At 43.8% G+C, this 13782-nt stretch carries 11 protein-coding genes; 4 read left to right on the forward strand and 7 right to left on the reverse strand.

Features of this window, described 5'->3' with window-relative positions; genetic code table 11:
- Window positions 1-116: 116 nt before the first annotated feature.
- The 6 genes from Q0389_RS13235 to mqnE form a co-directional block, all read right to left on the reverse strand.
- The gene (locus Q0389_RS13235; RefSeq protein ID WP_298694937.1) at window positions 117-725 is read right to left on the reverse strand and encodes a carbamoyl-phosphate synthase large chain; all 609 of its coding nucleotides are present in this window, start codon (window positions 723-725) and stop codon (window positions 117-119) included.
- A gap of 113 nt (window positions 726-838) precedes the next feature.
- Window positions 839-2656: a citrate/2-methylcitrate synthase gene (locus Q0389_RS13240; RefSeq protein WP_298694940.1), complete on the reverse strand. Its 1818-nt coding sequence runs from the start codon at window positions 2654-2656 to the stop codon at window positions 839-841.
- 10 nt (window positions 2657-2666) lie between these two features.
- The gene (locus Q0389_RS13245; RefSeq protein WP_298694942.1) at window positions 2667-3983 is read right to left on the reverse strand and encodes an ATP citrate lyase citrate-binding domain-containing protein; all 1317 of its coding nucleotides are present in this window, start codon (window positions 3981-3983) and stop codon (window positions 2667-2669) included.
- Between the two features lie 93 nt (window positions 3984-4076).
- Entirely contained in the window at window positions 4077-5261 is a 1185-nt protein-coding gene (locus Q0389_RS13250; protein ID WP_298694944.1) for a hypothetical protein, read from the reverse strand.
- Window positions 5258-5827, reverse strand: coding sequence for an aminodeoxychorismate/anthranilate synthase component II (locus tag Q0389_RS13255; RefSeq protein WP_298694946.1), 570 nt, complete (start codon window positions 5825-5827; stop codon window positions 5258-5260). The genes Q0389_RS13250 and Q0389_RS13255 overlap by 4 nt, the downstream gene beginning before the upstream one ends.
- A gap of 9 nt (window positions 5828-5836) precedes the next feature.
- Window positions 5837-6898 carry an aminofutalosine synthase MqnE gene (gene mqnE / locus Q0389_RS13260; RefSeq protein WP_298694959.1) on the reverse strand — a complete coding sequence of 354 codons (1062 nt, stop codon included), beginning with the start codon at window positions 6896-6898 and terminating at the stop codon, window positions 5837-5839.
- 749 nt (window positions 6899-7647) lie between these two features.
- Here mqnE and Q0389_RS13265 point away from each other — a divergent pair.
- Both Q0389_RS13265 and Q0389_RS13270 read left to right on the forward strand, forming a co-directional pair.
- Window positions 7648-8127, forward strand: a complete 480-nt coding sequence (locus Q0389_RS13265; RefSeq protein ID WP_298694948.1) for a hypothetical protein — start codon at window positions 7648-7650, stop codon at window positions 8125-8127.
- 6 nt (window positions 8128-8133) lie between these two features.
- Entirely contained in the window at window positions 8134-9099 is a 966-nt protein-coding gene (locus Q0389_RS13270; protein WP_298694950.1) for a cytochrome c peroxidase, read from the forward strand.
- 97 nt (window positions 9100-9196) lie between these two features.
- On the opposite strand, the gene Q0389_RS13275 is transcribed toward Q0389_RS13270, so the two are convergent.
- Window positions 9197-10141, reverse strand: coding sequence for a GGDEF domain-containing protein (locus tag Q0389_RS13275; RefSeq protein WP_298694953.1), 945 nt, complete (start codon window positions 10139-10141; stop codon window positions 9197-9199).
- Between the two features lie 136 nt (window positions 10142-10277).
- Between Q0389_RS13275 and Q0389_RS13280 the strand changes: the two genes are divergently transcribed.
- Window positions 10278-12785 (forward strand): HD domain-containing protein, encoded by a 2508-nt coding sequence (locus Q0389_RS13280; RefSeq protein ID WP_298694955.1) that lies wholly within the window; start codon window positions 10278-10280, stop codon window positions 12783-12785.
- 2 nt (window positions 12786-12787) lie between these two features.
- Window positions 12788-13782, forward strand: a 995-nt coding sequence (locus tag Q0389_RS13285) for an isomerizing glutamine--fructose-6-phosphate transaminase (protein ID WP_298694956.1), incomplete at its 3' end; no start/stop codon positions are given.

Genomic DNA, 13782 nt, shown 5'->3' on the forward strand with positions numbered 1-13782 from the left:
TCTTGCCTTAACTCAAGGCCTATCAGCGTTTGTGGACGGGAATTATAGGGGAAAAAACAAAAGAAGTCAAGAGGTTTCCAAAAGAAATTGTAAATATTTCACATTTTGCCATATTCTTATGGATTAATATACCGCACAGATACATATCCTGTATCTGGTCGTATTGTAATCGTCGCATTACCATCTGCTTTATGCTGCAATGTAATATTGCAATCAGTTGTCAACAGATATTGATTTAAAGTTGTTCCACTAGTTACATAATAGTTTGGACGCCCCATAGAATCAAAAGACATTTCTCCCACTCCTCCACCTTGCATACAATTTGCAGAAAATATTACATTTATAATCCCAAAGTTTTTTGTTAAATTAGTAACATTTCCATCATGATCAAGTAGATAACCTGTTAGTGGGTCTCTAGCCGTCTCATTTATATCTGAATTTCCAAGATGGTCTGTATCTGCATAAATTTCATAATATATTTCTAACGGGCTGTTAAACTTTTTAAATTCCATTTGCCAGTTTTCACGATACCAAAATTGATCTGTCGGATCATATTTATCATCCATCATTGCCAAATGCTGTGTGTAGCGGATATCTCTTGCTACTTGTTCCGCAGCTTGTTGAAGCGGATTCGTCGTAAAATTCGGCATTGCAAGTACAGCGAGGATACCGATTACGATAATGACAAAAACTAATTCCAGCATCGTAAAAGCAAAGCGTTTCATCAAATTAAAGCCTTACACACAAATTTCATTAAAAACCATTATAACGAAAAAAGAACAAAGATCTTGCATCAAGGGAAAGTACCCCCATTATGGGGTACTGAAGAAAAGGAAGATTAAATTTCGTCTGCGAGTTCGACGTTGTAAAGGATATCGTCTGTCGGATGGCGATACATCGGCATACCGAGACGTTTTTCATCCAAAATGTGCCCGATAAATCCGATAGAGCGGCCGACAACGAAGAAGGCGTTCAATGCCCCCGCTTCGATGAAGCCGTCGATCTCCTCTTCAGAGTATCCGAGTGCACGCCACATATCAACCATCAAGATACCGATTGTGCCGTCAACGTTCAAGATAAGATTGTCTTTTTTAGACGTTGTCAATTTTTCAACTTCTAGAGCAAAATCAAGCAACGGAGTAGCCGGGAAATGCTCAGCCGCATATTTTTTCAATCCCGATACACGAAGATCTGGGTTACGAACCGATTTGATACGGTGACCGATACCGGAGATGGTTTTACCCTCTTTTTTCATATAATCGATAAATTCAGCCGGACTCATTCCGCGATCGTTCGCGTATTTAAAATATTTTGCCGCATCATCGATCGCTCCGCCGAAACGCGGTCCGATAGTAAGCAAACCGGTTACCAATGAACTGATAACGTCTTTACCCGCACGTGCAGTAACTTTTGCATTGTGTGCACCTGATACGGCTGGACCGTGGTCTGCAACGGTTTTGATAACGGTTTCAAGATAATCGGTTGCCCATTTCGGATAACGTTTTTTGAACCAAAGCAATGAAATAACATCACCGATTCCAAAACCGGTTTCCGGAGTTGCAACCGAGCTGATCGGATAACCCGCATAGGTCGCTTCGTCACCGCGATCATCAGAGATCGTACAGATGAACTCTTTTTTACGGCGTACTTTCGGCACCATACGAAGCTCAGGCTCTGCGATTTCACCGATAATACCCTCACTACGAAGTTTTCCATAAACCTCAGCAATTTTCTGAGGAAGATCGTTAAAACTTGCAGGAACATAGATGCCCGCTGCTGCCATCGCTTCATTTTTCGCTGCCGCTGTCTCTGCATCTGCGTTTGCCGAAGCACCCGCGTGGCCGAATTGAACACCTGAACTAAAATGTTTAGCGATTGTTCCGATACACCATGCAATAATCGGTTTTTTGATTTTGCCTGATTTTACCGCTTCGATTACTTTGTACTCTTCAGTACCGCCGACTTCCCCGAGAAGAACCATGTATTTAACTTCAGGATTACTCTCCATACGAAGAAGGTTATCGATAAATACCGATCCAACAAAACGGTCACCACCGATAGCCACACCCTCTGCGATACCGTCGGCATTGATGCTGATGATGTTTGAAAGTTCATTGAACAAACCGCCTGAACGGGTTACAAGTCCGCATGAACCCGCACGGTGCAATTTCGAGTTGATGATATTTTCGATCGTTCCGCCGACGTTAGCGATTTTGAATCCGCCCGGAGCGATACCGCCGACCGTTGCCGGTCCGATAACGATAACACCCGCGTCACGTGCCTGCTGATTCATTTTACGAGCCAAACGCTCAGGAATCCCCTCTGCCGTAACCATAATAGTTTTGAATTGACCTTTGATAGCGATCGCTTCCATAGTAACGTCGTACGCTGTACGAAATGATCCAAAGTTCAAGAGAACATCTGCATTAGGAAACGCTGCCGCTGCATCCGTCGTATTGCGGAAAACAGGAACCATAATCTCGTCCGGACCATAGAAAAATTTCTCAAATTTGTTCCCTGAAGTCGGAGCAACGATTGCTGCGACAGAGGGTTTTGAGCGATTAATGACATAGTCATAATCCAACATACGTTGGATAGCGCTCGCGTTGTTGTTCCAAAAAATTGCTTGTGTATCTTTGGTAAATAAAGCACCCATATTTTTCTCCTTACTTCTCTAGAGCCATACGTACGATATCCGTTACGTGTGTTTCCGGCCCATAAACTTCGATATAGAGACCCAAACGGTCTGCCGCTTCTTTGATATCTTTTAGACCTTTTTCATAGTTCGGCCCGCCGCGGCGTACGTAGATACGTGTTCCGACCGCTTTCATTTTGTCTGCATAGGTTTCAAACGATTGGATAATTCCGGTAAAGGTTTTCGCGACATCGGTAAAGTTTGCAATCGCACCGCCGATGATCAAAATTTTATCGCGACCTTTCGGATCTTTGTGACGCGTCATCAAATCCAAAACCGTATCGGCATAGAACTTCGTTTCACCCGTTGTCGGTCCGCCTGAATACTCACCGTAGTTTGCAAGATCAGCAACGTTTCCTGATAAGTCCGCAATGGTATCGGCATAAACAACCGATGCTCCGCCGCCTGCAACCATTGTCCAGATACGTCCCATCGGATTTAAGATCGTAAGTTTTAATGAAGCACCCGATTTTGAATCCGCTTCTGCGATCGCTTTTTCTTCAGGAGATTGATCTTCCATACCGAATGCCGTCGGGAATTCCGCACCGCACCATGCATCACCCATCATAAATCCGGCAGTGTCATCAAGACGCGCGACAAGATCAAGAATGTGCATATCGTTCCCGATCATAACGATCGGATTGATTTCAAGATACGCAAAATTCAAATCGCGGTAAAATTTATAAAATTGTTCTGCGAATGTGATAAAGCGCTCTTTGTTTTCCGCAGGAATTCCGGCAGGTACGTTTGCACGGATCAAATGAGCGATGTTTGCGTCATCCATAGTAATAGGAATCGTTACTTCATTAACTTTCTCTTCCCATCCCTCTTCAACTTCCATACCGCCCTCAGCCGATAGATACAGAACATCGTCCTCGCCGACTGTCGTTGCTGAGATATAGTACTCTTGGTCTTGAGAGTGCGGAGTAAACGGCTCGACAATGAAATGGGTCAGCGTACCGTGTTGACCGGAAAGGAGTGTTGTTTCATGAGCGATTTTGTCATCGATCCATTTTGCGGCATCTTCAAGCGTTACATCACCCGGTTTATTGGTTTTAAACAATACAAGATCATTTTTACCGCGTTTCCCGAAAAGCATGTCCGGTTTTGCAACCAATGCTTCTTGTTTTAACCACTCGAAACCGTGTTTTTGTGCACATGCACGCAATTCGTCACCATTAGTTACCAATACCGATTTGAATCCATAGTGAAATCCACTGAAGTATTTTTCCCAATGTTTAGAGAAAATTGCTTTACCGTCGTATTCACGAATCGCTCTTTGAGCCATTGCAACTCCTTCGAAAAATCTAATTTGAAGAAATTATATCACTTATGACCCGCTTAAATGGTTTCAGCCTCTGTTTCAGCAATGAAAGATGGGCTATTTGTTTATTTTAGTAACATATGCATTAAAAATAGGAGTATTTTTGTAACTTATTGTAACTTTTAATGCTTTCGGATTTCGCTTCTTCGTCAAATGATACATTTTGCATTGAGTAACTCCGTAAAATCGTAAGCGTAATTGTAACTTTTTATCGTTAGCATCAACGCAATATATATGATTCTCTTTTAATGCACCGGCGAGTTCTTTTACAATGTGCATCGAATATGAGAAATGACGGGTAGGATCTTTTAAAAAACGGTAGAACCACTGGTTAAAAAAAACCACTGACGCGTTGATGATCAATAAAATGAAGGCACTGTAAAACAGTAAGCGATATTTCCCCCGAAACTCCCGTAGACGAATCCGATAGGTATGTAAAAAGGTTTCGCCTGCCATCGGCAATGCCAACATCAAATACGGTGCGAACGTCTGCACTTCTACTTTTTGCCGAAATGAAAGCAATATGGAAATCACAAATGCACTCATTGCAATCATCCAAATTAAATCCCATTGTTTCGCAATCATGCGGCGGTATAAAACATAAAAAAGATACAAAAAGACTATCGGTGAAAAAATAGCCGCATAAATACCGAATGCATCTAAAAATCGGCTCTCAGGCAATCCCCCGACATGAATGCCGTAAACATATAATGAAACGATGAAACTGGCTCCTCCGACAAAACCATACCACCACTCTTTACGATACAATCCATAGATTGCCGTTGCAAAAAACAGATACGCAAAAGCCGGATCGATTCCTATATACAATGGGAAAAGTGCCAATGCATAGCGACCGAAACGCAGATATCCATACGCGAAAAGAAAGACCAGAGCAATCATCAATCCCGCATTGTCGACGATTAATGCCGCACTCGTTACCCCCGGTAAAAGCATATAAATCAGTACGATCCATATTCGGTCGTTCTTTCCGCTGACATAGAATTTTGAAATGGCATAGAGCAAAAAAACGGAGAAGAGATGCAAAACGATCATCGGTGCCCTGAGAGCATAATCGTTTTGTCCGAAAAGATGCAAGGAAAGAGTGATAATCTGCTGAAGCGGGGAAAATTCGCCGTAAAGAATTTTAGCTTCGTGATAACCGATGGAGAGCCCCTGTATCTGCCCTATTAAAATAAGGAGATTAATCCCTACCAATAGTAAGAAAAGGGGAAGTTCTCTCATAATTTTAGAAAGTTGTTAAGTATCTCATGCCCGAATTCGCTCATAATCGATTCCGGATGAAACTGGACTCCATAAATCGGCTTATCTTTGATCTGTAAGGCCATAATCTCATGATCGTCTTCACTGTAGGCGGTCGGTATGATCGTCTCCGGCAAATCTTTTTGTTCGACGATCAAAGAGTGATAACGTGTTGCCGTAAAAATCTCCGGCAATTTATCAAAGATCGGGGTATTCCCCTCTCGTATCATTTTAGATGTTTTACCGTGCATCATACGATTGGCACGTACGACGTTTCCGCCGAACGCCTGCGCAATACTCTGATGACCCAAACATATCCCCAGAATAGGTACTTTATCGGCAAAATACCGGATAACATCCAGTGTCACGCCTGCATCATCGGGAGTTGCCGGCCCGGGAGAGATAATGATTTTCTCCGGATGGAGGGCTTCAATCTCTTCCACACTCATCTCATCGTTACGGATAATCTTTAGATCCGCACCGAGTTCCAGACAATACTGAACGATGTTATAGGTAAAACTATCATAATTATCGATCATCAATATCATCGTTTTTCCTTACCATGCTTTAATTGTATTATACAGGCTATCGCGTTCAATCGGTTCAAATCCGCTGTTTTTTATCAACGCGACAAACTCGTTTAAATTGACGCCGTGAGCGCTTTTGGCTCCTGCAGCCGAATTGATCGACTCTTTTTCGATCGTTCCGTCTAGATCGTTAGCGCCAAATTCCTGCGCTACGAGAGCCAGATTGACTGTTGAGGTCACCCAATACGCTTTTAAATTCGGAACGTTGTCCAAAACAATTCGACTGATTGCCATCGTTTTGAGAATTTCATGCGCTGTAATCGGCTCTTTGACATTGAGAAAATTGTTTTCGGTTTGATAAACCAGAGGGATAAAACAGTTAAATCCTCCCGTAATATCCTGCAAATCACGTATCCGCATCATATGATCGATCCGGTGAGAGCGCTCCTCGACATGCCCAAACAGCATCGTGACGTTGGATTTCATCCCCCGTTCGTGCCATTTACGGTGAATCTCCAGCCATTGCTGCGAGTTCACTTTTCCTTTACAGATGTAATCGCGCACTTTTTCGTCAAAAATCTCAGCCCCTCCTCCAGGCATCGAATCGACACCGTTTTCAACCATCAAATCGAGAATTTCATCATAGCTTTTGTGATATTCTTCAGCCAAAAAATGGACCTCTGCCGCCGTAAGTGCTTTGATATGCAACTGAGGATGACGCTCCTTGATTTTGCGAAAAACCTGGAGATACCACTCCAAACCCGTATCGGGATTGTGGGCAGAGACAATGTGAACCTCAGATATCCCTCTGGCCACGATATCATCGGTTATCGTCACGATCTCTTCATGACTCATCGTATAAGGATTAGGATTTTTACGGCTGGCACTGTAAGCACAAAATTTACAGATATCTTTACAAATATTGGTCGGGTTAATATGGCGGTTAATATTGAAATAGGTACGTTTTCCGTGCAATTCACGCCGGCGCTCATCGGCAAGCTCGCCGAGCGTAAAAAGGTCTAAATCATACAGGGAAGTTGCCTCTTCCTGCGTTAAACGCTCACGTCGCTTTACTTTATCGATCACATTCATTGTCAAATCTTTAGATGCTAATTTGAGGCGCATTATAGCAAATGTTTTTCCCTCTGGTAGAAATAAACGGTACCCTCAGGCAATCGCATAAAAAACATCAATTTTGTCAAAAAAACATTTACGACACTAACGTAGGTTTTTTTAAGCATTATCGTCTATAATTTCGTTATATCATACAAACTATAACGAAAATGTCATACCCTGCTTAGTATAATTGTTGCATTTATCGTTACATCATAAATGATATTAAATACAAGTGCGGGTTTAATCTCGTCTTTTGTTCTTTGATAACTGAATTTGCGGCTACAACACTCCTGAAGAATCCATCGTCCGTATTTGGATTCTTCAGGGGCGTTCGCGCCCCTCGAATTTTTCAATGCCGGCTTCGTCTCCGCAGTGATAGCTGATGTCCGTATGATTCTCCTCATCCGAACACGATCTCCTGAGAAATGGAATTACCAAGAAACCTCATTTCTACAAAAGCAAAATCAGCGGTGCGACATTGAAATCCCCCGAGTTCTATGTGTATCAGGCCGCTTCCAACTCTTTTGTTTTCTGCATTTAGCAATCGGGTTGGAAGGATACTCCGGCTCTTGAAAAGATATTCTATCTCATCTCTATCAATTATTATCATTCATTTTTTACTCTGCTTCTTTCCCCTAAACATCCTAATTATAGGTATGTTTAAGTCTATTTTCTTACAATACCGCTATATCAAAAATGATATATAAATCTATCAAAGGAAAAAAATGAAAATCACACTCTACTTGATGCTTATGTTGTCCACTCTTTTTGCCCGGGAAGCAACCTTGCCCGCCGAATTAAGCGCATGGAAAAGCTTATCGTTTGTAAACGCCGCAAAAAATGCCGATGAACTGAACGATGCCGTCCTCACCCTGAATCATGCTTCATTGGTAGGACTTTCCAATACTCCGAAAGTTAAATACCCCCTCAGACCTGCTAATGAAGGCGGTACGGTCAGCTATGGGGGGATTTTTCAAATCACGATTAAAGAGAGCGGTATCTATCGGATTGCCCTAGCAAACGCTTCATGGATTGATATGGTCAAGGAGGGTAAAGCCGCCGTTTCGATAGCCCACAGCGGAGGACCGGAAAATTCCGGTATACGAAAAATGTTGGATTACACTCTGGAAGCGGGAATCTATACGCTCCAACTCTCTGCCGGAGCGGACAGCACCTCGGCCGTACTTATTACAAAAGTCAAGTAATCGAAAATGAGCCGAATACAACAAGCAATCCGAATTTCCTTTGCCGTTTTTCTTTGTACGACGCAGTTATATGCACAAAACGATCAGGTTATGCGAGACTTAGGACATCGCCTATTTTACGATGCCGATCTCTCGATCAACGGCACGATGTCGTGTGCGACGTGTCATGAGCAGCGCCGGGCGTTTACGGACGGCAATCGTATGCACCCCGGAGCGCTCGGCGATCCCGGCAAACGCAATGTTCCGGGATTGGCTAATGTCCGCGCGTTTAAAAATCTCACATGGGCAAACAACCACCTAAGCGGATTAGCCGAACAATCGCTGATGCCGATCCGGGGAACCGACCCGATCGAGATGGGGATGAACGGCTATGAGGATGAAATCGCCAAACGGTTATCTAAAAACGAATGCTATCAAAAACTTTTCTCCCTTGCGTTCCCGAACCAACACGGAGCGATCACGCTGGAAAACGTCACACAGGCACTGGAGCGTTTTGAAAAAACGCTGATATCCGATAATTCTCTCTACGACCAAATGGCAAAAGCACATAAACCCTTGCCGCTCAAAGAAGCCAGAGAAGGGGAAAAACTCTTTTTCGGAGCCGCAAAATGCAACAGTTGCCATAGCACACCGCTCTTTAGCGACGACAACTTTCATCACGTCCAGCCGCAAAACCGACAAACGGACAATCCAACCACAGATTATGGTCTCTCCGACGTCACCGGCAATCCCAAAGACAAAAACTTCTTCCGAACTCCGAGCCTGAGAAATGCCGCGATGACTTCTCCGTATTGGCATGACGGCAGTGCCGATACGCTGAGAGATGCCATCCGAAAACATAACCTGAAAATCAATCAAACATTGAGCGAACGGGATATCGATACGATCATCGCCTTCATCGATACGCTAAGCGATAGTTCATTCATCACGAACCCAAAATTTTCCAAACCAAGTCCGGAGTGCCCGTATTAATTCCCCCTATCCCTAGAAGACGGGGGTAAAAAATGCTGATGACATTAAAATACTGAAGGAGAAGTTTCGGATCGATAAAGATGACTGAAAATAGAGTTTATTCATACCAATCAAATAAAATCGTGCAGTTTTTATTGGACTTTTTCGCACAGTATAGCGCTTTTTCCGCACGGGCGATAATTCCGTCGAACGTATCGTTTTGCTGATGGATCGTTACTCCGGCACTGATGGTGACATGAACGCTTCTGCCCAGATAGAACAGGTTGCTGTTTTCGATTTTTATACGGATTTTATCCGCAAGGTCGAATGCTTTTGAAACATCGCATCGAGTCAGGATAACGGCAAATTCTTCGCCTCCGTATCGATAAACCTTGTCCGTGTCGCGGATCATCGTTTTGATCGTTTGGGCAATGAAATAGAGCACTTTATCTCCTGCGACATAGCCGTGCTGATCGTTGATAAATTTGAAGTTGTCGACATCAAACATCATCAATATCATCGGAATTGTTTTACTTTTCCCTACTTCAAGCAAAGGTATCACATCTTCGACAAATCCTTTGCGATTGCCGACCTTCGTCAAAGAATCCGTCGTCAGGGATGAAAACGCCGCATTAAGATCCGTCGTCAATTCGATGATTTTGGAGTGCGCTTTGTCGAGTTCGCCGTACATATCTTTGTTGAGGGCATGAAGACTTTCGACAAAAGCGATATGTTCCTCTTCTTCACTGACGGGGGCATTATCGAGACGTTCTTGCTGTTTTTTCGCTACCGATGTAATATCCTCATGGGCTTTGGAAAATGAAATGACGGAGCGTTTAGCGATATCGAGATGTTTTGCGCCGTCATCTTTAAAGCTATTTAAAACCTGTTGTTCCGAGTCTTCAAGTTCTTTACGTAATTCGGCATCGGCTACTTCCGAAAAAAACTCATCGAAATATTTTTTATAATGTGCCGGATAGGGCGAAATCTGCGTCGAACGCAAATGCCCCATCACCTGATCATGAATTGCCATAATTTTTTGATAGTTATTTGTGTTATTCATCGTGACTCACTCCTAAAACCCATATTATAGCCACTCTTTATAAATCATACTGTAAACCCGCTGCTTAGGAGATGACGTATTTTTCTTATCTAAAATAGAACGTTTTGCGCTACAATTAAATTAAAAAGTAGAACGTATGAATATCACCGAACAAATCGAAGATCTGATCGGCAAGAAAGCCAGTGATTTCGAGATATCAAAACTTTTCAAAATCTATATCAACGATTATAAAGATTCGCTTCCCGAGGTATTTGAACGTAATCAAGGGAAAGATTTTCTCGTTACCCATACCAAAACGCTCGATTCGATCATCGCGCTGATGTATAAAACCGTATTGCGCCGTCTATTCGGCAACTATCTCCCGATGCGCAGTTCCATCCCTATAGCCTTTATCGCTCTGGGCAGCTACGGACGTGAACAGCTGTGTGTACACAGCGATATCGATCTTATGATCGTATATGAGAAAAACGAGGGATTCAATACCGCCGCCATTATCGAAAAATTTCTTTATCTCGCGTGGGACGCAGGGCTTAAACTCGGACACTGCGTTCACGAAACCGGAGATCTACTCCAAGCCTCCCGCGAAGATATCACCATTAAAACCGCCTTGATGGAATCGCGCCTGATTATCGGTTCTCCGTTTACCTGGAGCGTCGCGCAAAACCATCTTACCGCTATACGGCACGATGACCCGAAAACCTTTATTCTCGCTAAAATCGAAGAAGCGACGCTACGCCGCCGCAAATTTCCCTCCTCCATGCAGCCTCATATCAAAGAAGGGGTCGGAGGGCTCCGCGATTCGCAGCTGCTCTACTGGATCGCCAAAACTCTGTACGGCGTCACATCCCTCAAAGAGCTGAGCGGAACCCTCTTTAGCGAAGAGCAATACCGTGAGTACCGTATCGCGCTGGAGCTTCTCTTTCGGGTGCGGAGTGCATTGCATATCCTGACGGGCAAACAGCAGGACCAATTGGTTCTCGATTATATGCCCCACATTGCCCGGATGCTCGGCTTTAGCGACGAACGCAAACTCGTAAGCCGCTTGCTAGAAGCCCAATGGCGGATCAATAATTTCACCCAAATCTATGTGAAAAAAATGTCGCGTTTGTATCTTAACGATACCTCTATCCTCCCTGCTCTGCGAACCGGACGTATCCGTAAAGGGTTTTATGCCGTTGAGGGTATTTTATATGCTTCATATAATACTCCGACGCCGAATGTCGATACGTTATTGGAGATGCTCGTCGCGTTAGAAGACAGAGAATGGCAATTTGATTCGAGCGTATTATTTCATTTCACCTATACCTCGATCAAACATCCGTTACGGACAAAGACCTATGCCCTGCTGCGTAAATTGTTTGAACGCCAACATCTTTACGTCCATTTGAAACTCTTTTACGATGCGGGTATTTTACATCACCTCATCGGCGCGTTTAAAAAAGTACTCCATCTGCCGCAGTTCGACGGGTACCATCATTATCCCGTCGATTTGCACTCCATCAAATGCATCGAAGCACTCGAATCGATCAAAGATCCTTATGTCGAAACGCTCTATAAACCCCTCAGCCTTGCGGATAAGCTTTTGCTCAAAGCGACCATTCTCCTGCACGATACCGGAAAAGGGCGTAAGCAGGACCACAGCGAAGTAGGAAGCAAACTGATCGTTCCGTTTCTCAAAAACCTTAAACTCCCGATTCATCAATACGAACGTGGAGCTTTACTGGTACGCCATCATATCCTGATGAGCAACGTCGCTTACCGTGAAAACCTCTATCATGAAAAGACACTCTATCAGTTTATGTCAAAGATCAAGTCGCCGGAAAATCTCACCCTTTTATACATCCTCACCTATGCCGATATCAACGGCGTCGGAGAAGGAACGTATACCAGTTTCGGGGCTAATTTACTGCATGAACTCTACGAAGCCTCTATCGAAATCGCCTCTCAGAACGATCGGATCAGCGATGCGCTCAAACGGCAGAACAAAGAGAAAAAAGTCTCCAACGACCCCGAATTCGGGCAACTCAGCAAAATCGAACAAAAGAAAGTTCTCTCGATCGAATCGAATCTCTTCTTTTTCAAACATACTCCGAATGAAATCATCGCGATTTCCAAAGAAGCGTTTGACTGCCAAAGCTTTACCTATCAGCTCAATATCGAAGGGGGATTGGTAATCCATATTTTCCGTAAAATTCCTCTTAATCTCGGATATCTACTTGGAAAACTGAGCTATCTTGATGTTGCATCGATGGATATTTTTACCCTTTTCGACGGTATTAAATACTTTAAAATCGAGTTTTTACAGCGTCCGAAAGAGGGGACGATGGAGCAGATTGAAATGATCGTCGAAGAAGCGTTTGACATGACGAAAAAAATCGAGCTTACTAAACCGATCATTAAACCCAACGAAATCACCCTCGATTGCGACCATTCTATCCATTATGCGCAGCTCAATCTCAATACCACCAACCAACGGGGACTTCTGGCCTATTTTGTCCAATGTTTCGACGAAGCCAATATCAATATCGCGACCGCGAAAATTCACACAAATAAAAATTTAGCCCGTGACCATTTCTTAATCGAAAAACAAAATAGGATGTGCGATAATGCGCACGAAATTATTGCTAAATTGGTAGGAGAGTAAGTATGTGCGGTATCGTTGGATACATCGGCGTCAAACCTGTTAAACAAATCTTGATCGACGGTCTTCGTGAACTGGAGTACCGCGGCTACGACTCTGCCGGTATCGCCGTATTGCAAGGGGGACAGTTTTCTTTGTTCAAAGCGGTCGGGAAGCTGGTCAATCTTGAAGAAAAAGCGCACAATTTCGAAAGCACCGGGTTTGCGGTAGGTATCGGCCACACCCGCTGGGCGACACACGGAAAACCGACGGAGCTCAACGCCCATCCCCATTTGGGAGCAAATTCCTATGTCGTTCATAACGGAATCATAGAAAATTACCAAGAACTCAAAACCATGTTAAGCAACGAGGGGGTTCAGTTTCTCAGCCAAACCGATACCGAAGTAATCGTCCATCTTTTCGAGTACCTTCTCAAAGAAGCATCGACACCGTTTGAAGCTTTTGAAAAAACGTTGACCATGCTTCACGGAGCCTATGCGATCTTGCTCGTCAACGGTTCCGCTTCCGATACCATCTTTTTTGCTAAATACGGTTCGCCTATGATCATAGGTCGCAATAGTGAAGGAGAAACCCTCTTCGGCTCTTCCGATGCCGCATTGATCGGAAAATGCCATGAAGTGATTTATCTCGAAGACGGTCATTACGGATATGCCTCTACGCAGGGGATCAAACTCTTTGATGAAAACCATCATGAAGTACACTTGCGTTTTACCCCGCTTTCTGAAAACAAGCTCTCCGCACAAAAAGAGGGATACCGCTTTTTTATGGAAAAAGAGATCTATGAACAAAGCCGCGTTCTTGCCGATACCCTTTTAGGACGCCTCAAAGATGAAAGCATCTATTTCGAAGAATTGAACAACGGACTCTTCGAGGGGATAAACGAAATCAAACTCTGTGCCTGCGGAACGAGCTATCATGCCGCATTGGTCGCGAGCTACCTGCTAGAACGCCATGCCAAAATCCGTACATCCGTAGAAATTGCCAGCGAATTTCGCTATCG

Origin of the sequence: uncultured Sulfuricurvum sp., from assembly GCF_937936435.1 — a bacterium.
Taxonomy (GTDB): domain Bacteria; phylum Campylobacterota; class Campylobacteria; order Campylobacterales; family Sulfurimonadaceae; genus Sulfuricurvum.

Coding starts and splice junctions, on each gene's coding strand:
- Q0389_RS13245 (WP_298694942.1), bottom strand. CDS start 3,983: ATGGCTCAAAGAGCGATTCGTGAATACGACGGTAAAGCAATTTTCTCT.
- Q0389_RS13235 (WP_298694937.1), bottom strand. CDS start 725: ATGAAACGCTTTGCTTTTACGATGCTGGAATTAGTTTTTGTCATTATC.
- Q0389_RS13275 (WP_298694953.1), bottom strand. CDS start 10,141: ATGAATAACACAAATAACTATCAAAAAATTATGGCAATTCATGATCAG.
- Q0389_RS13255 (WP_298694946.1), bottom strand. CDS start 5,827: ATGATATTGATGATCGATAATTATGATAGTTTTACCTATAACATCGTT.
- mqnE (WP_298694959.1), bottom strand. CDS start 6,898: ATGAATGTGATCGATAAAGTAAAGCGACGTGAGCGTTTAACGCAGGAA.
- Q0389_RS13270 (WP_298694950.1), top strand. CDS start 8,134: ATGAGCCGAATACAACAAGCAATCCGAATTTCCTTTGCCGTTTTTCTT.
- Q0389_RS13280 (WP_298694955.1), top strand. CDS start 10,278: ATGAATATCACCGAACAAATCGAAGATCTGATCGGCAAGAAAGCCAGT.
- Q0389_RS13250 (WP_298694944.1), bottom strand. CDS start 5,261: ATGAGAGAACTTCCCCTTTTCTTACTATTGGTAGGGATTAATCTCCTT.
- Q0389_RS13265 (WP_298694948.1), top strand. CDS start 7,648: ATGAAAATCACACTCTACTTGATGCTTATGTTGTCCACTCTTTTTGCC.
- Q0389_RS13240 (WP_298694940.1), bottom strand. CDS start 2,656: ATGGGTGCTTTATTTACCAAAGATACACAAGCAATTTTTTGGAACAAC.